This window comes from Ammoniphilus resinae (genome assembly GCF_017873965.1).
Classification (GTDB): domain Bacteria; phylum Bacillota; class Bacilli; order Aneurinibacillales; family RAOX-1; genus Ammoniphilus_A; species Ammoniphilus_A resinae.
The window spans coordinates 1-20,970 of the sequence record NZ_JAGGKT010000026.1 but is presented as its reverse complement, the minus strand read 5'-3'; the positions used below and the strand labels follow the sequence as shown (position 1 = coordinate 20,970).

Below are 20,970 nucleotides of genomic sequence, written 5' to 3'. Positions count from 1 at the left end.
CTTTTCAACACGAACCTACATCGTTTCAAGAAAATGACGCAATAATCGGAGTGCCACTGTCTTCCGATAAGCTGCCGTTGAACGATGATCATCGATTGGTGTAATGATGCGATCAAAATAGGCAACAACCCCATCCACGACCTTTGGATCCAATGGAAAAGCTTCACCCTTTAATTTTTGTTCAATATCCAAGGAACGGACGATCGTTGGCCCCACCGCACCGAATGCAAATCGGGCCTCCCCAACCCTGCCTCCCTCCAAACGCATCGAACCGGCAAATGATATTTTGGCTATGGCATCCGCTCTGCGGTTCGCCACTTTCTCAAAAACAATGCGATCCGCTAGCATTTCAGGCAAAATGATCTCTGTAAGAATTTCCTCTCTTAAACGGTCCACTCTTCTTGGTCCTAGGATAAAATCCTGAATCCCAACAACCCTCTCTCCTTTTGAGGATCTCAGTCGTATTTGAGCGTTAAAGATATATAACAAAGGCAAGGTATCTCCTGCAGGGGATGCGTTGCAGATATTCCCGCCTAACGTCCCTCTATTCCGAATCGCTGGCGCTGCAATCTGTTTGATGGCTACCTTAAAGATGTTTGGGATAAGGGGGTGTTCCAGTATTTCAGTATAAGTACAACAGGCACCTATATGTAGGTCCTGATTCACCTGATCAATCTGCTTCAGTTCCTTTAAATGATCGATAAACATAACCGGTTTATCAAATCGGGCCGGAGCCCCCATCGGGCTTTTATGCTGCACCATGAGATCGGTACCACCCGCCATAATCTGGCAATCTTCTCTGCTTAGTTGTGCGATCGTTTCTTCCAGACTCGCCAATCGATAGGACAGAACGGTTCCCATTACCATAGACCTTCACCCTTTTTCGCAGCGAGATCAATCGCATCCACAATCATGTTGTAGCCGGTACAACGACACAAATTTCCTGAGATCCCTTCGCGAATCTCTTCTTCTGTGGGATGAGGATTTTTCGATAAAAGGGCTGCACTGGCCATCACCATTCCGGGTATACAAAAGCCACATTGTACGGCACCTGCTTCAGAATAGCACTCACTTATCATTTGAAAGAGTTCCGTTTGGCTAAATCCATCAATGGTCATGATCTCTGCTCCTTCGATCGCACCAACCGGAATAAGACAGCTATTTTGCACAAGCGTATTGACAAAGACACTGCAAGCCCCACACTCTCCATCCCCACAGCCTTCCTTGGAACCGATGTAAGCAAATTCGTCTCGTAATACATCGATTAATCTTGCGGTGGGTGGTGCGTCGGTTTCGACTTCTCTACCATTCAGCTGAAATTTAATCACGCGCATCCCCATCCTTCTTCGTCAAACTTTCAATAATCAATTCGGGCGTAACAGGGATTTGATAAAAAGGAATTTGCAAAGCATCCTCAATCGCTGCTTGCACAGCGGGAGCGCCTCCCGTTAAGGGCAATTCACCGGCCCCTTTCGCGCCATAAGGTCCACCCGCATAAGGATTATCATAGAGTTTGCTTTCAATAGGAACCAGATCCATCGCCGTTGGCGGTCCGTAGTCTGAAATGGTTTTTTGTTGGATTTTGCCCAATTGAGAGGTCATCTTTTCCATAAAACCGTAAGCGATTCCCTGGGCCATGCCGCCATCGATCTGGCCTTTGACAATGCGTTCATCAATTGCTCTTCCGATATCAAAGCTTCCATATACCCTTTCTATTCGAACGCTTCCCGTCAAGATGTCTACTTCCACTTCAATTAGATTGACGCCCCACGAATACGCAGGATAAGCATCTCCCGAGAAGGTTTCCTCATCCCAAGGAATCATATCTTCATGAATATAGTGTTCTACTACCTCCTGCGCAACACCGGATTGCCATCCTGCTTTCAGTTGGCTTGCGGCCCGCTCCAGTAATTTCCCCACAATCATCGTCGTCCGGGATGCCACGGTGGGACCTGAATCCGGAACATCCTTTGTATCTGGATCAGGAAACAAGATGTCTTCGTATGGCAAATCTAACCCTTTGGCTACAATTTTGCTCAGTGTGGTTAACGCACCTTGCCCCATATCTGAATTGGAGACCTTGATCAGCACCTGATCTTGTTCTGTTTTTTCTAATTTTACAACCGCTTTAATGTGATCTCGTTCCCCGCTGCCTGTGAATCCACAGCCATGCAGGAATAGGGAAGCTCCGATCCCTTTTTTGAAGCGCTTATTTTGTTGATTAAAGGCACGAAACGCTTCTTTTTTCTTTGTGTAGTCCGCTGTTTGCAGTAAATCTTGGATCATGTCTTCTAACAAAATCGGATCTCGAAACCTTCCATTTGTGATGGTTGGATCGCCTTGTTTCACCAAATAGTTGCGTTTATATTGGATCGGATCACGCTTGAGCATGCTGCTGATATGCCCCAGATGACTTTCAATGGCGGCAAAGCTTTGCGGAGCGCCAAACCCCCGAAAAGCTCCATTAGGAACGGTATTGGTTTTTAACGCATAGCCTTTCGCATGAAAATGCGGAATTTTATAGACTCCCGAACTGTTTAATAGTGCCCGCTGCAGGACCACAGGGCTCAACCCTGCATTCGCTCCGCCGTCTAGAAAAACCTCCACATTCATGCTTAGAATGTTTCCTTGTTCATCTATAGCGGTGCGATATGTAAATTTGGCTGGATGCCTCTTTGTCGTGACTTCCATATCCTCCGCACGGTCAAACAGGAGCATGACTGGCTTCTTGACCACCTTCGCAGCAATGGCCACATGGCAAGCCATCATGGAAGGGAAATCCTCTTTCCCGCCAAATCCCCCGCCAGTAGGACTTTGAATCACCCTGACCTCATCATCCTCACATGCCAAGGCGCTGATCAAGGCATTTTTTACATAATAAAGACACTGCATTGATCCTTTGACAAGGATTTCATCAGCCTTATAAATCCCAAGCATGCCTTGAGGCTCTAAATAGACATGCTCTTGATACCCTGTCTCGTACACTTCTTCGATCACACGATGCGCCTTTTTTTCAATCGATTTGATTACGTCCAGACTTTCCCCAAATTCATGATAGGCAAAAACACCGGTTTGATCCTTTTGTTTGATCGCTTCTTCTAAGGTAAAGATGGCTGGATGTTCTTCAAAATCCACTTCCACTTCATCTACTAATTGATAGAGAATGTCTAACTTTGGACCAACTAGCATGAACATAGGCTCCCCAATATAGTTGACCCACTCATTGGCAAAGATGGGCTGATCGTTATGTAACAATTTAACAAAATTGTTCCCTGGGATGTGTTCTGCTCCAATCTTTTCATACCCTTCAGGCAATGGCGGCAACCGGATGGATCGTACCTTGCCGTAGGCGATCGGCGAGCGATACAGGACACCATAAAGCATCGAATCAACTTTCACATCACTAATATAAGCTAGTTGGCCTGATATTTTCCCGTCATGATCCTTTTTCTTTACAGAGGTACTGATATCTTTAGCAATCATGAGAGCACCCCCTTATCGTCATGGGCATTCGGTTTCGTCTTTCCTAAAATATATGCTAATGAATTTTTCGTATAACTTGAATGCATGTCCTTGATTTTTCCCATCCAAAAATATACCCTAAGTAGAGTTAGAATCTGCAAAAAGTAAAGTGAGGATATTATAACTATGATGATCGGAAGAAATGACCCCTGCTTTTGTGGGAGTGGGCGTAAATATAAAGTATGCTGTCTTAAAAAGGAAAAAATCGTTGAGTTGCGTCAACTCCAGACTGACCGTTTTTTTGATTTGAAACATTCCTTAACGACCAAAATGCTAGATTTTCTGCGTTCCCATCTTGACCATCAAGAGATCGTGGCTGCCCGTCTGCTTTTTAAGCAGGTTCATCAATATGAGAAATCTAGTAGAGTGAAACAGTATTATGATAATTTCTGGCTTTGTTTTTATGTTCGCTTTGCCAATGGTCTTCGCGGAGTGGAGTGGTTCTACCAGCAAAGTAAACAGCAACTAGCACCGAATGAGCTAGAGTTGCTTGTCAGGTGGGTACAATTAAAACCTAAGTTGCTGCAAGCCACAGGACCACAACCTACCGGAATAACCGTTACTGACCTCATTACAGAGGAAAACTTTTTCCTACCCTACTGCGAATCTCTTAAAAATGCTTTCCCATGGGGGATTCTCATTGCTTTGCTAGAGCCGTTCGGCGAACATTATTGTATCCATGGAGTAGCTACCTTTCATCATCCTCGGCTTGCATCCGAATTGTCTGACATGATTCAAAGCAAAATTCGAGAAACCGGGAAATCGTACCCCGAGGTGGTGCAGGATCATTATTTGGATTTAATGGAACATACCCTAAAGGAATCTGTTTCAAAACAAGAATTGACAGGTAGGAGGGAAGAATTCACCTTAATTTACCACGTTCATGACTTCGAACGAACCATTCTTTTCCTACAAGATCAAAACCAGGGAATCTATGTGGATAATGCGGATCAAAAGAACATCCAGTTTTCATGGACCGATACTTGGTATGAGTATAAAGATAGTTTATTTCCTGGAGCGGTTCAGGTTAGTAATGTGCTTGCCTCCATCGAGGTAAATGAACAGGAACTTACCCTAACAACCGTATATCCAGAAATCATCGATACTTTTATACAAACTGCCAATCGGTTCCCTTTGATCTTAAAGTATAAGGAGCAAAGAACAAAAGTTGTTCCGATCCCTGCGAACACCATGATCACCACGACAAGTGTTCAGCTAGAACGTGAGGATACTCCATCTTGGCTTCCTTTATATGCCCAACAGTTGATGCAGATGAAAAATCGGCTAGACAACAAGGAAGTGGAACGAAATAACCTTGCGGAGTTGGAAATATGGCTTAGAGAAGCAGAATATAGCATGATGATTTTTGCAAATGATCAATATCCATCCGTCGGCCACCCATTCAATCCAAATCCTATTCGTAGGGAGTTGGGGCTAGCCGATTCGCCTTTTGTTCCCCACGGACGCGAAAGTTTCTTCACTGTGGTAGAAGGTGAAGGACTGCACATAAACGTACTTCCCCAAGATGAGATTCCTTATTACCAAAACATAGGTCTCACCCCTGAGACCGCTTATACGTTTTATGCAGCCGACCTTGTTGAATTCTATAAAGAGAAAACGGTTGGAAAATCCGATGCAACCATAAAAAAGTACCAAAAGGGACTACAAATACTCGTTCAACATTTCCATGCTTTAGGTGAAGAAGCACCTGAGTCATGGGATGAAGTGAATCAAACCTTCTGGACGACGCTTTTAAATGATGCTCATTTCGCTATCCTCCGTGACTTCCGTTCAAGCCATGCGAAGGCTTTTCAATCTGTTCTAAGACAATTGTTGAAGTGGTTAGAACAACAGGGAGTCTGCTGCCTCCCAAATATCGGAGATAGCTTATAGTCAATTGTTAGGGGGAGTTTTTACACCTATTCCCCCAAAAGTAGCATAAATGAACAAAATAGGGGGAAATTTCCCCCTAACGCAAAATATTAACGCTATCTTACTATGTTTCATGTCAATAAGAGTCATTTCTCCACCTATTACACTAGCTTTGCCGTGACTTTTTAATATAGGGAGAATTTCTATTCTTATCATCTGACAACAGGGCTTTCATCACCAAAAAATAAACACTCACCATTGACATAAAAAGTGTGATTAAATAATGGAAACAAGTATTCTAGGTTAAGGAGGCAAACATTTTGGCCATTTTGATTATTGGAGAAAAACCCTCCGCCTCAAAAGCCATTGCACAAGCAATTTTAAAACAGACCACTTTCACCCCCACCAAGGAACATCCCAAGATTGAGGGCAAAGGAATCGATGGAAAGGATTATGTCATCACCTGGTGTTTCGGACATCTGGTTACTTTAGCCCACCCCGAACAGTATGATCCCAAGTATAAGACGTGGAAGCTTGAACATTTACCCATCATGCCGTCCAAGATGAAATTACTTCCCATTCCAGGAAAGCAGGCACAGCTCGCCTATATTAAAAAACTTGCCAAATCTAGCGAGTTTATAGTAAATGGGTGTGATAGTGGAAGAGAAGGTGAAGCGATTTTTCAGTTCGTTCTCGAATATCTTCAGATTCAAAAACCTGTGAAAAGACTTTGGACATCTAGTTTAACGGTGGAAGCGATTCGTACGGCCTTTGCTGAAATGAAAGACGGGAAAGAATATACCTCCCTGTATCAAGCAGCACGCTCACGGGCTGAAGCGGATTGGATCATCGGCCTAAACGGAACCCGCGTTTTCACTTGCAAGCACCATGACAAGTTCACAGTCGGAAGGGTGCAAACACCGACACTAGCGATCCTCGCTGATCGACAACATGAGATAGATCATTTTGTGGAAGAGGATTTTTACGAAGTAGAGGTCATCTTTAAACAAGTTGGACAAGACTTTAAGGGGATTTGGCAAGGCCCGCGGATGAAGGATCGTTCTATGGCGGAGACCATCGTGCAAAAGGTATCCGGACAAATGGGTACTATTACTTCCTATGAAAAAAAGGAGGAAAAGAACAATCCGCCTAAACTCTATGATTTGACTCTACTACAAAAAGAAGCGAATGCGAAATTCGGATTTACTGCGGATAAAACCCTAAAAATCGCCCAAAAATTGTATGAAAGCAAAAAAATCAGTTATCCGAGAACGAATAGCAATTATGTGGATCAAACGAACATCCCTTTTATGCACCAGGTCTTCGAACTGCTTAAAAAGACGACCTATGCCGCACTCGTAGCAAAAGGAGATAAAAAGTATGTTCACATCCACAACAAACACATCTGTCGTCCGGAGAAAATTGAGGATCACCATGCCATCCTGCCAACGGAAAATATCCCCCGAGCTTTTGGATCGAAAGACGAGGAAAAATTATATGATCTAATCGTCAAACGATTTCTCACTCACTTTTTTCCGCCAGCGGTTTATAGGGTTCATATTATTCTAGTAGATGTGAAAGAAGAATCATTTAAGACGACGGTTAAAGAGTTGCTCCAGTCCGGTTGGAAGGTTGTTTATACGGAGGAATCTGATGAGGGTCCCCTCGTGGAGAATTTTTCACTTGACCCAAGCCAGCCTGTAACTTGTCAGAAAGCTAAGATCCTAGATAAAAAGACAACGCCTCCTAAACGGTTTACCGAGGGGACGTTGGTGGCAGCCATGCAACTGGCAGGACGAGAAGTCGAAGATGAAGAAGCCCGCGAAGCTATGAAAGAGCATGGCATTGGCACCCCTGCGACAAGAGCGGGAATGATTGAAAAACTAAAAGCTACTCAGTACATTACCACGAAAGGGAAACATTTATATGTCACCCCCAAAGGAATGGCCTTAATTGCCCTCATCCGCAAATCAGGGATTGGCTTGTTAGCTAGTCCTACCCTTACAGGACAATGGGAAAAACGGCTGAATGACATTACCAAAGGGGCGACTGTCGACGGATTCATGAAAAATATCCAAAAGTTTGTGATGGCACTGATTGATCAGACCAGGAACATGGAGGTACTCCAAAAGCAGACCACCACGAAGGAACTAGCGAACTGCCCCTCTTGTGGAGGAACCCTCTTCAAAAATAGCAAAGCCTATTCCTGCAGCAGATGGAAGGAAGGCTGTAGTTTTAAAATCTGGTCAAAGATCAATGGCAAAACCCTTACCGAGAAGAACGTGCAGGACTTGATCCAAAAAGGTGAAACTAGGTACTTGAAATTCAAGAATAAGAATTCAGGCACCTATGAAGCAAAGTTCAAGCTAGAAGATCGTAAAACGGGAGATGTAAGTGTTCAGTTTAGACCGCGGAATAACTAGGTTAGCGCTTTAGATCAGAGAAGGAGCCTGACCCCTTCTCTGAGGTGAAGTGCAAAAGTGGTTCGCACCACGTTCAAATTTTATTAAGCGGAAAGCTCTTTAACAATTTTAATGATGAAAAATATAACCCAAAATGTGGCGCATAAGAAATAACTAAAATTTATCGATTGTTTCGTATTACTTAGAAACTTGGATTTTGGCCAGTTAACAAACATTTTTTCACCGAGATTGAGTTGTTCTTCCAGCTTAGCGCCTACATCTTCCAAGTGACTGTAGTAATCTGATATTCGACGTTCTATGGTTAAAAAAACATATGTAGTTATAATGCCAGAAATGCTACAGAGGTAAAATGGTAAAGAATCTTCCTTGCCAAAAGCCTCTTTTGCAATAGCACCTTGTATTGCGAAATAAAAGGGCAATAAAGCAAATCGCAAAGCACTGTAATGCCTCCGATTGGCACTAACTTCTTTATATTTCTCAATGATTATTTCTTTTTCATTTTCAAATTCCAATTGTGGCATAACTGTTTCCTCAACCTTTCACTCAATCTTACTTAAAAAATGATAGATTTAAAAAGGTGAACAGTCAATGATTTATTTCCCAAAAATGTTAACGCTAAAAGGTCGAACTCGAATACAGTTCGACCTGCTTATTTCCGAAAATTAGTATACTACCACAACCAAAGTTCTTCTATCCAATCTTATTACGCAATGGATGTGGGTGCCCCGAACGGAGATCGATAAGTTGGGAGCTTGCCCAGGATTTCATCTACTTCCTCGCGGCTCATCTCGCGATGTCTTAAAGCTGCATCTACTACTTTAGGAAATAAATGGATATCCCCTGCACTGGCAAATCCAACAACCCCATCAATGGATAGGACAAAGCTGACACAGGCATCGATCATTTTCTGTTCATCGAAAGGTTCATACCATGTTGCATAGGTGCGTTGTTGCTCGATTCCCCAAGGACCTTTGGCAATCGCTTTGATCACTCGCAATGCCGCATCCTGACGTTTGGCCTCCTCGGCAAGGGCTAAGAAATCTTCCCGATATTCATCCATCGAATACAGATAGTAGTTTAATGGAGTGAGGACGGTTGCAAAAGGATATCGCTTCAAAGCTTCCAAGTGGGTAGACGGAGCCTTATGTCCATGACCTGTAATCCCGATCGCTTTTACAATCCCTTCTTCTTTTGCTTCTAACGCAGCTTCCAGTGAGCCACCCTTACCAGTACACTTATCCAATTCTTCCAGGTTTGTTACGGCATGAAGTTGAATTAAATCGAGATAATCAACTTGTAAACGTTCGAGGGAACGGTAGATCTGCTCCTTCGCCTTTTCCTTTGTACGCTGTTCCGTTTTGCTAGCCAAAAAGATTCGGTCTCGGATTTCAGCCATATTAGCACCTAAGCGAATTTCTGAATCGCCATAGCTTGCTGCTGTGTCAATATGATTGACTCCGTGTTGAATCGCAAAATCTATTGATTCGGTTGCTTCCTCTTGGGTGACCTTCCCTAGTTTGGCACCGCCAAACATCACGACAGAGCTTTGGTGTTCAAGCCTTCCTAAACGGCGATATTCCATTTTCTTACTCACTTTTGACACCACCCTCTATTGATTTGATTAAATCAATTAAACTTCGACTAGGCGTTCGCTCCCAAAATCTCTTCAATCTTCTCAAGAATCTCAGCTGGAAGCTGAACCTCGATCGCCTTTACGTTTTCTTCCACTTGGGATGGGCGACTAGCACCAATTAATGCGCTTGCTACATTAGGCTGTCTTAGAATCCAGGCAAGCGCCAATTGAGACAGTGTAATGTCCATTTCATTGGCAATCAGCTGAAGTTGCTCGGCTTTTAAAAGCATATCATCTGTTAAGTATTTACTGATGTGCATATTCGTTTTTGGATCTGTTGCACGACTTCCTTCAGGGAGCTGAGCGCCTCGCTTATATTTTCCAGTTAAGACCCCTTGGGCCAGTGGCGAAAAGACTACCTGGCTGATTCCTTCCTTTTCACCCAATGGAATGATCTCCTTTTCAATATAACGGTTGAACATATTATAAACTGGCTGATTGACAACAATCCGATCCAGCAAATAGCGATCAGATACATGAAGCGCTTGAGCAATCTGCGCAGCTGTCCACTCACTGACACCTACGTAAAGCACTTTTCCTTGACGGACTAAATCCTCTATGGTTCTTAGTGTTTCATCAATCGGAGTTTCCGGATCAAAACGGTGGCAATAATAGATATCGATATAATCCACGCCTAAACGCTTCAAGCTCGCATGGGCTTGTTCAAAGACATGCTTTCTAGACAGCCCCCGATCATTGGGCCCATCCCCCATTGGCCAGAAGACCTTTGTCGCTAAGACATAAGATTCTCGGGAATACTTTCTTAACGCCTCGCCGACAACCAGTTCCGCTTCCCCTCTGGCATACACATTTGCCGTATCAAAAAAGTTAATGCCTAATTCGTAGGCCTTGTCTATCGTTTGGATTGCCGTCTGCTTTTCTGTCGTATTTCCATAGGTAAGCCAGCTCCCCAAACTAATCTCGCTAACCTTCAACCCTGTTCTTCCTAGCTTCCTGTAATTCATATACTCCTCCCAAGATCGTTAAAATGTTTGTCCAATGTTTAAATTATCCAATAACTGGTGTATTATTTCAATAATTTTCTATATTTTTAGTTAAATATAGCCTCTGCTACACATAAAAAAGCATGACAAGGAACTTTCTCCTTATCATGCTCTACTATCAGCTAAAAACATTACGCACTAGCTTTAGCCTCTTTACCCTGAACCGTTCCAACAGCCCCAACTGGTTTGAACTCATTTTCCATTTTGGAAATAACGACAGTTGCTACACCATTACCAATAAGGTTTGTAATAGCACGAGCGGTGGACATAAATCTATCGATCCCCAACAAGAGCGCAATCCCTTCGACAGGAACACTTGGAAATACGGCTAAGGTGGCTGCGAGTGTTATAAATCCAGCTCCAGTTACCCCTGCTGCACCTTTCGACGTGAGCATCAATACCCCAAGGAGGGCCAATTGTTGACCGATCGATAAGTCAACGCCATAAGCTTGGGCGATAAACAAAGCGGAAAAGGCCAGATAAATATTGGTTCCATCGAGGTTAAAGGAATAGCCAGTCGGAACCACGAGACCTACGACAGACTTGGAACATCCAAATTTTTCAAGTTTTTCCACCATTTTCGGTAATGCCGATTCGGAAGAAGAAGTACCAAACACCAAGAAAATCTCATCTTTAATATAGCCAATAAATTTAAAAATATTAAAGCGATAGTATTTTGCGATCAAACCGAGAACAACGCAGACAAAGACTGCCATTGCTAAGATCGTAAGGGCAAATAATTTTCCAAGGGAAACTAATGAACCGATGCCAAACTTACCGATCGTATAGGCCATGGCACCGAATGCTGCCACCGCAGAGTAGTACATAATAATATTAACGATGCGAAAGAATACTTCAGAAACTTTTTCAAAGAAGTCAAGAATGACTTTTCCGCGTTCCCCCATGCCTGATAAGGAGGCTCCAAACAAAATAGCTAGAATAAGAACAGGAATTAACTCTCCATTTGCCAATGCTCCCACAAAACTATCAGGAATGATCCCTAAGATATAATCCATGAAACCATGGCCACCCTCGGCTGCGGCTTCCGTATATTTAGAAATATCACCTGTTGCAGTACTAGCATTCACCCCAGAACCTGGATGAAAAACATTGGCGAATAAAATCCCAATGGCCAAGGCAAAAGTTGAAACAATCTCAAAATACAAGAGCGTTTTACCGCCAATTCGACCTACCTTTTTCATATCGCCCATACCGGCGATCCCAGTTACAATGGTTAAGAAAATAATCGGGGCAATAACCATTTTAATTGCTTTTACAAAAATGTCTGCTAAAACTTTCATGTTCGCACCCTGTTCAGGGAAGAATGTCCCAAACAAGACACCTAAAATCATTGCAACAATGACTTGGAATGTGAGACCCTTAAAATTAATCTTCATCTTTGTAGCCCCCTTATTAACCGTTTTCATGTTTGTATTAGCGCTTACAAAAATCATACTCCCTTTTTGACAACTTTGTGGCATATATAAATTAGTAAATTGTTTTGTAAATAAAGTAAGCAGCCTAATTGGCTGCTATAAATAAGAATCTATTTCATATTGTTTGCTCAAAATACGCCTGTACTTATACACCGGTCTTCCCACTGAACCATAGCTAATCTCCACGTCTAACAACTGAATCTCACCAAGAAAATGCAGATATTTTCGCATTGACACGCGTGAAATCCCCACCTTCCGAGCTAATTCCTCCGTGGAAAAGTATGTATCCCCCATGGCCTCAATATGTTCCCAAACAATTTTCATCGTAGCTCGAGTCAGTCCTTTAGGAAGCTCGGGGGTCGTTGTTGAACGTTCCCGAAAAAATACCTTTTGATCAAGTTCTTGCTGGCTTAGTGCCTCTCGCTCTGTAAAAAGTCTTTTTTCTTCGCGGTAAGCCGTAAGCGATTTCTTCAATCGCTCAAATTCAAAAGGCTTCACCAAATAATCGACCGCCCCTAGACGCAAAGCCTGTTGGATCGTTTGTACATCCGATGCTGCCGTTATAACAATCACATCCACCCCATTGCCCTTCCTCCGAATTTCTCTGATCAACTCAAGACCATTGCTCCCCGGCATAAAGATATCGAGCAAAACCAGATCAATCTCCTGGTTATCTAGAATTTTCAAGGCATCTTGTACAGATCCAGCTGTTGCTCTTATGCGATATCCTTCGACCTGTTCAAGATAACGTTTATTCAGTTCAGCCACCATGGGATCGTCTTCAACAATTAGGACCTTGATCAAGCTCAGTCCCCCTTACTTTCAAAGGTATATGGACAAGGAAGCGGCTTCCCTCACCCACTTGAGAGAACACCTCGATGCTGCCCCCTCTTTTTCCCACGATTTGCTTGACTAGATATAGACCCAACCCACGCTCCCCAGCCTCTTCTTTTTTCGTGGAATAACCTTTTTTAAATAGGTGTTCACGTTCGTTTTCATCGAAGCCTTTTCCTGTATCCTCTACTTCCATGGTAAGCATCCCCTGATCATAGTAAGCATCTATAAAAATCTTTTTTTGCTCACGATCTTTCATGGCATCAACAGCATTATCGATAAGGTTCCCAAGAATGGTCACCCATTCATGGATGATTTCTGAATCTTCTGGATCAGGAATATAAGCATCATCTACAAGGATGAGCTCTGCCCCTGCTTCCCTTACAAAGCTGTTCTTCCCAAGTAGAAAACCAGCCAAAACCGTATTTTTTACCCGGCGCAGAATGAACCCTACATCCTGCTGATACTGTCGGGCTGTTTGATTAATATATTTAGTCAATTGATCATACGCCCCAAGATGAACCATACCTAAAATCACATGAAGCTTATTCATAAATTCATGGGTTTGTGCGCGTAGAGCTCCTGCGTATAATTTGATCCCCGTCAATTCCTCTGCCATTCGCTTTATATCTGTCTTGTCTCGAAAGGTCATCAGTCCCCCGACAATCCTCTGCTTTAAATAAATGGGGACCCTATTGACGATGAGAGGAATGCCGTACACTTCGATTTCTTGATCATGCTCAGACTGACCGTTCTTTAATACCCGGTCTAAACGTGTTTCCGGAATCAATTCCTTTATAGGTTTCCCAAGCGGGTCTTCAGAAAGTCCTCCCCTTTGAAACAACCTTCTCCCTTCCGAATTCACTAGCGTGATCCTTGTCTCCGAATCGATGGCGATGATTCCTTCCCTCGTCGCATCCAATATCGCGCTTCGTTCCTGTAACAGCTTGGCAATTTGCCTTGGCTCCAAACCAAAAAGAATCTTCTTGATCCTTCGTGCTAACAGAAGGGCTCCTGCAATTCCCACCAATCCCCCCATTCCGATCCCCCAAAATAAAGCGACTCGACTCCTTGATACCTCGCTTTGTACTCTATTTAATGTAATTCCAACCACAACAACCCCTATTTGCTTGCCATCCTGAGCTCGAACGGGAGTAAAAGCCCGTAAGGACATCCCTAACGTCCCTTTCCCAGTCGATACATATTCCTGCCCGTTTAACGCAGCCCCTTCATCTCCACCTGCAAAGTGCTTTCCCACCTTCGCTGGATCTGGGTGTGACTTACGGATCCCGTTCATATCCATCACGACAATAAATTCGACCCCGCTCACCCGCCTCATCTCATCCGCAAAGGGCTGAATCCGGGACTCCCCCATCTGCATTTGCAGGCCCTCCACTACCGTTGGAGAGTGAGCGACGACCCGGGCGATGTTTGTTGCTTTCTCAGATAAATAATCCCGCGTATTCTCCTCCACCTGTCGGACAATAAGGGCATCTGTCACAAACAGAGAAAGAGCAACAACAATGCAAACCAACGTCGTAATCGTGGTAAGTAGGCTGGAAGTCTGTCTGATCCCTGCCACATCATCGCCTCTTTTCCAATAAAAAAAGCCATTCTCTTATAGAATGACCAGGTTGGAGTAATGCTAAGCTAACGCTTTAGCACAGAGATGGGGTCTGACCCCTTCTCCGAGGTGAAGTGCAACACGACGACTTATTTTTGTGATTAGATTTCTTTCGGTTGCGGAATAAATCCGTAATTTTTCCAGGCCCCAGTTTGCTGGTCCTTCATCATTAAATATTCACCTCTAATACTCGATACGGAGCGATCCACTTCTTCTCCATTGACTTTCGTAATGACTTCGTATTCACATTCTTCTAAAAAGACGGTGGCGAAATATTCGCCTCGAATCAACCCTGGAGCAAATGGCTCCTTGATCCAGTGGACTTCATAGTCTATCGTGTGCCCTTGCGCCTGCGCCTCTTGGTATGACTCCGCCAGCACACGGATGATCGTGCGGTTATAGGCATGCAAGTAACCCGTATTGTATTGATCGTTGATGGCCTCCAATTCATCAAAACGACCCTCATCCATGGCTTTTAGGTACTTCTTTTCCCCGTCGATTACGACCTGTGCGTACAGCTCCTCCGGCGTAAGATACGGCACGTTTTGCATGTTGACGACGCGTTTGATGGTCACTATCGCCTCCGCACGCGTCATGAGTTTCTCTGGCCTAAATGTTTGCATAACAGAACCATACGGTGTTTCGGTATACCCCTTCATAATTTCAGAACCGCTAAGGCTGATTTGTTCAATCGCATTTTCTGCCCAATGCCCTTTTGTATCGTAATAACGAGGAGGGGCACCGTTAAAGCTAATCTTCTTCTGAAATCCTTTATAAATGAGAGATGCCACTTCCGCCCGTTTAATTGGATTGTGCGGCCTGAATGTGCCATCTTGGTATCCGTTGATCATGTGAAGTCCCGTAGCCATTTGAACAGGGACAGAAAAAAAGTCTGTATCCTTGACGTCCCGGAACAAATTTTTTGTATCCACACTTGGGTCTGACTGTATGTCCAATGCGCGAATCAACAACGTGACGAATTCTCCACGAGAGATCGATGCGTTCGGTTTAACCGTCACATCTCCTTCTGCATTTACATACCCATTCACAATGTCTGACATGACTAAATCCATCACTTCAGAAGCTGCCCAGTGCCCTTGTATATCCGTGGGCAAATACATCTCCAGTGGCTTGGTTGCTGTTGCGGCCTGTGCCGTCGATTCTTCAGTTACTGCTGGGAAAACCACCAACAAAGATGCAACTGCTGCCTTCAACCATTTCATCTTTTCCACCCCTACTCTCAGGTCCTTGTAGATCCTTTTGTACTATACCGTACGGATCAAGGAGTTTCCAGAACGAATTTCTGGAAGAAAAAGGGGTCAAGCGAGTGACGCAAGGTTAACCGTAAGTCTATGGTTAGCGAAAGAAAGGTTAGCTGCCGAAAGGCCAGGAATGAGAAAAGGGGCTGTTGCCAAACGAACTGACTAGTTCGTGAGCAACAACCCCTTCACATTTCAATGCTAGCTAACCGTGTTCACCTGGTTAGCTAACTTCTTCATTTGCGCTACCACATGGTCAGCAAACTCAGTAGTTGAAGCGGTACCGCCGATATCAAACGTTTTAACTCTCTCTTTCAAGGTTTGGCTAACAGCCATCTCGATCAAAATCGCTGCTTTTTTTGCACTCTTGTTTTGATGTTTATCTCCAAGCCAATCGAGCATCATAGCCCCCGAAATAATCATTGCAAATGGGTTAGCAATGCCTTTTCCGGCAATGGTCGGTGCAGAACCATGAGCAGGTTGGAACATGCCATGGTTATATCCAACGTCTCCTGATGGAGCCATGCCCATTCCACCAACTAAAGAAGCGGCTAAATCAGAGATAATATCCCCAAACTGGTTTTCCGTGACGATGACATCATAGTTTTGTGGCTGCTGTACCATCCACAATGTCATGGCATCGATCAGGGCATGATCCCGTTTCACTTGTCCTTCATAACGATCCGCTACTTGGTTGAAAACTTTATTGAAGAAAGCCATGGAGCGGAATACATTGCTCTTGTCTACGCAAGTGACTACTTTCTTCCCGTCAAGTACTCTACCATTTCTTTTCAGTGCCAATTGAAAGGCATAATCTGAGATCTTTTCTGTCCCTTTTCTGGTAATCACGACTGTATCAGTTGCTACTTCATCCGATACAAGCGTTCCGCCCCCATAGGATGCAAAAAGTCCCTCGATATTTTCGCGAAGTACAACAAAATCAATTTTTTCAACGTTCCGTAATGGGGATTCCACACCTTCATATAATTTAAAAGGCCGTACTCCTGCAAACAGGTCTAGATCAAAACGTAGCTTGAACATAACCTGGCCCCCAACCTCAGGGCCTGTTTTTTCACGCACTTCCGGCAAGCCGATCGCACCTAAATAAATAGCATGACTATCCTGACAGGCTTTAAATGCTTCGTCAGGAAGAGCAACACCCGTTTTTCGATACAAATTGGCTCCTACCTCAAATTTTTCAAAATCAAGTTCAAAACCGGTTACGATCTCCTCTGCAGCTCGTAAAACCTTGATGCCTTCTGTCATGATTTCTTGGCCAACTCCATCACCTGGGAGTGCCGCAATATGAAATTTCATAGAAAAACCTCCTTTTTATATAGAAAGTAAGGAGAGGGATTTTACCCACCCCCTCACTAGAAGCCAATTACTCCGCAACTCTATCAATCAATCCAGGAGTAAATTCACCTTCGTATTGCTTCCATACGGGTTTGACCGTGTCTATAAAGGCTTGCACATCTGGATTTTCTTCCACTTCCATATTTGCCTTCAAAGTTTCAATCCCCGCTTTTTCTTCTTCTTGTGCCAATTTCCGTTCAAAATCCCGGCTTTCAATTGCAATCTCTTTCATCATCTGTTTTTCTTCATCGGTAAATTTGTTCCAGGTGGCTGGGCTAAAACCAAACACTAGAGCGCCATAGAACAATGGAATGTCACTATAATATTTCTGAACTTCATACATTTTGTTTGCTGCTACCGTATCCGGCGCATTAAAATGACCGTCAATTACCCCTTGCTGCATGGCTTGATAAACTTCGGAGAAGGACATCGGCGTCGGATTTGCTCCCCAAGCCTTAAAGGCATCTAATTGGGCTCTACTTTCCATGGTTCGGATTTTTAGTCCTTTTAAGTCTTCCGGTGTCTTAATCGGTCGAACGTTATTGGTGATCCCTTTGAAACCATTTTCCCAGTAGGATAAGGCGACAATGTCCTTTCCGTTGATTTTTTGCAAAAATTCATCCCCAACTTCCCCATCTAACACCCGGTAGGCATGTTCGCGATCTTTAAACATGAATGGCATATCAATCACGGCTAAATCAGGAATCATGGACGCCAACACAGCGGTATTAATAATTGCGCCATCTACTGTGCCCATTTGCAGCCCCTCAATCAATTCTTTATCGGAACCCAGCGTACTTGGGAATACTTCCACTTTAAATTTACCGTTACTTTTTTCCTCAATAAGTCGTTTTACCTCAAGCATTCCCTTATGATATTTGTGTTTGTCGTTGTTTGAGTGGGCCATCTTCAGCACAACAGCCTCTTGCGATGTTTGTTCAGCTTTTGGCTGTTCCCCCCCACTCTTTTTCTCCGGCGCTGGTGCAGGTGCAGAATTGGAGCTTGGAGTTGATCCTGAACCACATGCAGAGAGAACTAGTGAGAGAGATAACGATAAAGCAGTTGCCCAAGTAACCTTTTTTGATTTGATCATCAAAATAACCTCCTTTTAATGTTTAAACCTACTAACACCACAGGGCAAAATCTATGATCCTATCAAGCACATACCTCCCTTTATCCTTTCAAAAAGTTAGGTAACCACAACGAAAGCTGTGGGAAATACGTAATAATTAATAGATTGGCGACGATGAGCAACCAAAACGGAATCAGATCTTTCATCATGTTTTCCATACTGATATTGGCAATCTTGCAGGCCACAAATAAATTGACACCAACGGGTGGAGTAATCATTCCCATCGCCATATTGACTGTCATAATCAAGCCAAAATGCACCGGATCAACCCCAAAGCTTAAGGCAATGGGAGTTAAGATAGGGGCCAAGACGATAATCGCTGGCGATGCATCAAAGAACATTCCGACAAAAAAGAGAAAGAAATTACATAAAAGCAAGAAAACGAAGGGATCCGATGAAAAGGAAGCAAACATGGCTGCCATCTTTTGCGGCACTTGTTCTCTTGTTAACACCCAGGAAAAAATCGAGGCGTTCGCAATGATGAACATGATCATGCCGCTAGTGATTAAGGTTTCATTCACGGATTTTTTAAATGTTGTCCAATTAATTTCTTTATAGATAAAAAAACCTACAATACAAGCGTAAACAACTGCAACAACCGCAGACTCTGTCGGTGTAAAAATACCTGTATAAATACCGCCTAGGATGATGATTGGCATTAACAAAGCCCAAAAGGATTCGCGGAGGGCTTTCCACCGTTCTGACCAGCTTGCTTTCTCAACCCCTTGATATCCTTTCTTCTTAGCCAAAAGGAAGGTAAGCAGAACCAAACTGAAACCGATCATCAACCCCGGGATAATCCCTGCCATGAATAAATCCCCAATAGAGGTATCCGTCGCTATGCCATAGATGACCATGGCAATACTTGGCGGGATGATAATACCCAATTCTCCAGAAGTAGCTTGGACAGACGCAGCAAATGATTTGGAGTACCCTCTTGCAATCATCGCTGGAATCAAAATACTCCCAAGAGCTGCGGTTGTCGCCGAACCAGAGCCGGAAATACTGGAAAAAAGCATGGCGGAGATGACCGTCACAATCGCAACCCCACCGGTACGGTGTCCAACGAAGGCACTAACCATCTGAATTAACCTTCTGGAAATGCCTCCTTGCTCCATCAAATATCCGGCAAAGATAAAGAACGGCAGGGCCATTAGCGTAAAATGACCAACTCCATTGACCATTCGCTGAGCCATAACCTGTAAAGGGATATCCCCTATGTAGAGAATGCCTACCGCAGAAGCTAAACCTAGAGCAAGAGCGATCGGGACACTTAATAAAATGAAAAACAGTAAACCACTTCCTACAATGGGGGTCATTCTTTCACCTCCGCCTCACTCCAAATTTCAATTAAGGTAGCAATCATATTTAAGGTCATCATGAAAGCCCCTACTGGAATGGATAGATAAACCCAAAACAGGCTTAACCAAGGTAAAGTGATAGAGATCTGATCTGAAGCTAAAGCTGCCATATTGTAACCGACTATAATTAACGTCACCAAAAACGCAACAGACAGTATGATAACAGCCGTTTTAGCCACTCTCCATAAAGGCCGGGAGAACATCATCACCACTGCTTCTACAGCAATCATATGCTTGGCACTCACAGCAAGCGAAGCTCCTAATGCTACAATCCATATCATGAGATAAACGGCCCCTTCCTCAACCCAAGCCCATGATAAGTTTGCAAAGTAACGCGACATCACTGAACCAAACACGACTACAGACATAATAACCAACATGACACCTGCCACGATTTTAGTAACCATGTTCACCAACTGGATCAATTTAAAATACCCAGCAAAGGCCGAGTGCTTTTTGAGTGGTTGTGGTTCGGTTGACAAAGGAATTTCACTCTTCATAACTTCCTCCTCCAAGCTGAAAGTTGGTAGCCCTTACATAAATACTATGTATGATGTATAACTAAATACATAGTACCATTATGCTAATTATTTGTAAATATTTGAATTTAATAAATTTATTGATAATATCAGTGTTAACATACTATGTATGATGTATAATGAAACCAAAGTAATTGCGCTTAAGCTCTTTTAGGGAGGGGTGTTAATGGGTGTTTCATTTGAAAGCCTAACGAGTAAAGATAAAATATCAAGCCAAATTGTTTCTCTCATCAAGAATCGACTCATTGATGGGAGTATCAAACCAGGGGATAAATTGCCTACAGAGATCGAACTTGTCGAACAGTTGGGGGTTAGTCGGACTCCTGTCCGTGAAGCGATGAAAATACTTGAATCGATTGGAATCATTGAAATTCGCCGCGGGGAAGGAATGTTTATCCGTGAGGATTTATCCCAATCCAATCTAAACCCTTTGATCTTCAGCCTCATCCTACACAGCAACAATATAAGTAAACTTGTCGAATTTCGGCAGTATTTTGAAGAAATGCTAATCCAACTCATTCGGATAAACTGTACGGAAGAGGATTTACAAAAGATTAGACAGGTCTATCAATCACAGCAAGAGCGCATGCGCGCAGATTTAAGCAGAGATAAACTGGCCGAAATCGACCTTGAATTCCATTATGCTGTATTAGGGGCAACAAAGAATCCTTTTATTATCGAAGTGGGCAAAACCATTTATGAAATATCCAAACCCCAAATCACCAAAATTTTGGATCAATTTGGGGTCGAAAAAACATTGCTAACACATAAAGCTTACCTTGATGCACTAACTGGAAAGCAATCCAATCCATATACGGTAGTAAAAGAAAAAATTAAAGATAATTGGAGTCCTTTGGAAAAATAAGGGGTAGATCCCCTTATAAAATGTACCCTATAGAGTAGACACATTAAAAAAAGTCTACCTATGGGGTACTTTTTTGTATAATAAGCAGATACAACACGGAGAAACTGGAG

Annotated in this window: 18 protein-coding genes; 4 read left to right on the top strand and 14 right to left on the bottom strand. The window is 43.3% G+C overall.

The genetic code is table 11. The annotated features are described in order from the left end of the window. Positions 1-15 precede the first annotated feature (15 nt). Genes J2Z37_RS23175 through J2Z37_RS23165 form a run of 3 tightly spaced genes read right to left on the bottom strand, consistent with a single transcriptional unit; the run spans position 16 to position 3,483 of the window. Positions 16-867, bottom strand: a complete 852-nt coding sequence (locus tag J2Z37_RS23175; RefSeq protein WP_209812711.1) for an FAD binding domain-containing protein — start codon at positions 865-867, stop codon at positions 16-18. Continuing rightward, a complete protein-coding gene (locus tag J2Z37_RS23170; protein ID WP_245204173.1) occupies positions 861-1,334 on the bottom strand; it encodes a (2Fe-2S)-binding protein in 474 nt (157 codons plus the stop codon). The genes J2Z37_RS23175 and J2Z37_RS23170 overlap by 7 nt, the downstream gene beginning before the upstream one ends. Next, positions 1,321-3,483, bottom strand: a complete 2,163-nt coding sequence (locus tag J2Z37_RS23165; RefSeq protein WP_209812709.1) for a xanthine dehydrogenase family protein molybdopterin-binding subunit — start codon at positions 3,481-3,483, stop codon at positions 1,321-1,323. The genes J2Z37_RS23170 and J2Z37_RS23165 overlap by 14 nt, the downstream gene beginning before the upstream one ends. Before the next feature lie 165 nt (positions 3,484-3,648). Here J2Z37_RS23165 and J2Z37_RS23160 point away from each other — a divergent pair, with 165 nt between their 5' ends. Continuing rightward, a complete protein-coding gene (locus J2Z37_RS23160; protein ID WP_209812708.1) occupies positions 3,649-5,415 on the top strand; it encodes a YecA family protein in 1,767 nt (588 codons plus the stop codon). Positions 5,416-5,714: 299 nt separating this feature from the next. Further along, positions 5,715-7,817: a type IA DNA topoisomerase gene (locus J2Z37_RS23155; protein WP_209812707.1), complete on the top strand. Its 2,103-nt coding sequence runs from the start codon at positions 5,715-5,717 to the stop codon at positions 7,815-7,817. Positions 7,818-7,900: 83 nt separating this feature from the next. Here the strand turns inward: J2Z37_RS23155 and J2Z37_RS23150 are convergent, their stop codons facing one another. From J2Z37_RS23150 to J2Z37_RS23120, 7 genes are all read right to left on the bottom strand, one after another. Then, entirely contained in the window at positions 7,901-8,338 is a 438-nt protein-coding gene (locus J2Z37_RS23150; RefSeq protein ID WP_209812706.1) for a hypothetical protein, read from the bottom strand. A gap of 182 nt (positions 8,339-8,520) precedes the next feature. Further along, positions 8,521-9,411 carry an aldo/keto reductase gene (locus tag J2Z37_RS23145; RefSeq protein WP_342453873.1) on the bottom strand — a complete coding sequence of 297 codons (891 nt, stop codon included), beginning with the start codon at positions 9,409-9,411 and terminating at the stop codon, positions 8,521-8,523. A gap of 47 nt (positions 9,412-9,458) precedes the next feature. Next, the gene (locus J2Z37_RS23140) at positions 9,459-10,415 is read right to left on the bottom strand and encodes an aldo/keto reductase family protein (RefSeq protein ID WP_209812705.1); all 957 of its coding nucleotides are present in this window, start codon (positions 10,413-10,415) and stop codon (positions 9,459-9,461) included. Between the two features lie 170 nt (positions 10,416-10,585). Then, entirely contained in the window at positions 10,586-11,851 is a 1,266-nt protein-coding gene (gene dctA, locus J2Z37_RS23135; protein WP_209812704.1) for a C4-dicarboxylate transporter DctA, read from the bottom strand. Positions 11,852-11,986: 135 nt separating this feature from the next. After that, on the bottom strand, positions 11,987-12,694 hold the full coding sequence (locus J2Z37_RS23130) for a response regulator (RefSeq protein WP_209812703.1): 708 nt from the start codon (positions 12,692-12,694) through the stop codon (positions 11,987-11,989). Next, positions 12,672-14,306: a DcuS/MalK family sensor histidine kinase gene (gene dcuS, locus J2Z37_RS23125; RefSeq protein WP_209812702.1), complete on the bottom strand. Its 1,635-nt coding sequence runs from the start codon at positions 14,304-14,306 to the stop codon at positions 12,672-12,674. The genes J2Z37_RS23130 and dcuS overlap by 23 nt, the downstream gene beginning before the upstream one ends. A gap of 143 nt (positions 14,307-14,449) precedes the next feature. Further along, positions 14,450-15,571, bottom strand: coding sequence for an S-layer homology domain-containing protein (locus tag J2Z37_RS23120; protein WP_209812701.1), 1,122 nt, complete (start codon positions 15,569-15,571; stop codon positions 14,450-14,452). 37 nt (positions 15,572-15,608) lie between these two features. Here J2Z37_RS23120 and J2Z37_RS23115 point away from each other — a divergent pair, with 37 nt between their 5' ends. Next, positions 15,609-15,776: a hypothetical protein gene (locus J2Z37_RS23115; protein ID WP_209812700.1), complete on the top strand. Its 168-nt coding sequence runs from the start codon at positions 15,609-15,611 to the stop codon at positions 15,774-15,776. 32 nt (positions 15,777-15,808) lie between these two features. Here the strand turns inward: J2Z37_RS23115 and J2Z37_RS23110 are convergent, their stop codons facing one another. The 4 genes from J2Z37_RS23110 to J2Z37_RS23095 all read right to left on the bottom strand — a co-directional run bounded on the left by J2Z37_RS23110 (position 15,809) and on the right by J2Z37_RS23095 (position 19,956). Beyond that, positions 15,809-16,924, bottom strand: coding sequence for an isocitrate/isopropylmalate dehydrogenase family protein (locus J2Z37_RS23110; protein ID WP_209812699.1), 1,116 nt, complete (start codon positions 16,922-16,924; stop codon positions 15,809-15,811). A 67-nt stretch (positions 16,925-16,991) separates the two neighbouring features. Beyond that, positions 16,992-18,056 carry a DctP family TRAP transporter solute-binding subunit gene (locus J2Z37_RS23105; RefSeq protein ID WP_209812698.1) on the bottom strand — a complete coding sequence of 355 codons (1,065 nt, stop codon included), beginning with the start codon at positions 18,054-18,056 and terminating at the stop codon, positions 16,992-16,994. 80 nt (positions 18,057-18,136) lie between these two features. Beyond that, a complete protein-coding gene (locus tag J2Z37_RS23100) occupies positions 18,137-19,414 on the bottom strand; it encodes a TRAP transporter large permease (protein WP_209812697.1) in 1,278 nt (425 codons plus the stop codon). Then, entirely contained in the window at positions 19,411-19,956 is a 546-nt protein-coding gene (locus tag J2Z37_RS23095) for a TRAP transporter small permease (RefSeq protein ID WP_209812696.1), read from the bottom strand. Before J2Z37_RS23095 ends, J2Z37_RS23100 begins: the two co-directional genes overlap by 4 nt. 205 nt (positions 19,957-20,161) lie before the next feature. Here J2Z37_RS23095 and J2Z37_RS23090 point away from each other — a divergent pair, with 205 nt between their 5' ends. Continuing rightward, positions 20,162-20,860: a FadR/GntR family transcriptional regulator gene (locus tag J2Z37_RS23090; RefSeq protein WP_209812695.1), complete on the top strand. Its 699-nt coding sequence runs from the start codon at positions 20,162-20,164 to the stop codon at positions 20,858-20,860. Positions 20,861-20,970: the final 110 nt, after the last annotated feature.

What these genes read in the sequence shown, in the direction of transcription:
- J2Z37_RS23175 (WP_209812711.1), bottom strand. Translation starts at nt 867, where the DNA reads ATGGTAATGGGAACCGTTCTGTCCTATCGATTGGCGAGTCTGGAAGAA.
- J2Z37_RS23170 (WP_245204173.1), bottom strand. Translation starts at nt 1,334, where the DNA reads ATGCGCGTGATTAAATTTCAGCTGAATGGTAGAGAAGTCGAAACCGAC.
- J2Z37_RS23165 (WP_209812709.1), bottom strand. Translation starts at nt 3,483, where the DNA reads ATGATTGCTAAAGATATCAGTACCTCTGTAAAGAAAAAGGATCATGAC.
- J2Z37_RS23160 (WP_209812708.1), top strand. Translation starts at nt 3,649, where the DNA reads ATGATGATCGGAAGAAATGACCCCTGCTTTTGTGGGAGTGGGCGTAAA.
- J2Z37_RS23150 (WP_209812706.1), bottom strand. Translation starts at nt 8,338, where the DNA reads ATGCCACAATTGGAATTTGAAAATGAAAAAGAAATAATCATTGAGAAA.
- J2Z37_RS23140 (WP_209812705.1), bottom strand. Translation starts at nt 10,415, where the DNA reads ATGAATTACAGGAAGCTAGGAAGAACAGGGTTGAAGGTTAGCGAGATT.
- dctA (WP_209812704.1), bottom strand. Translation starts at nt 11,851, where the DNA reads ATGAAGATTAATTTTAAGGGTCTCACATTCCAAGTCATTGTTGCAATG.
- J2Z37_RS23120 (WP_209812701.1), bottom strand. Translation starts at nt 15,571, where the DNA reads ATGAAATGGTTGAAGGCAGCAGTTGCATCTTTGTTGGTGGTTTTCCCA.
- J2Z37_RS23110 (WP_209812699.1), bottom strand. Translation starts at nt 16,924, where the DNA reads ATGAAATTTCATATTGCGGCACTCCCAGGTGATGGAGTTGGCCAAGAA.
- J2Z37_RS23105 (WP_209812698.1), bottom strand. Translation starts at nt 18,056, where the DNA reads ATGATCAAATCAAAAAAGGTTACTTGGGCAACTGCTTTATCGTTATCT.
- J2Z37_RS23100 (WP_209812697.1), bottom strand. Translation starts at nt 19,414, where the DNA reads ATGACCCCCATTGTAGGAAGTGGTTTACTGTTTTTCATTTTATTAAGT.
- J2Z37_RS23095 (WP_209812696.1), bottom strand. Translation starts at nt 19,956, where the DNA reads ATGAAGAGTGAAATTCCTTTGTCAACCGAACCACAACCACTCAAAAAG.
- J2Z37_RS23090 (WP_209812695.1), top strand. Translation starts at nt 20,162, where the DNA reads ATGGGTGTTTCATTTGAAAGCCTAACGAGTAAAGATAAAATATCAAGC.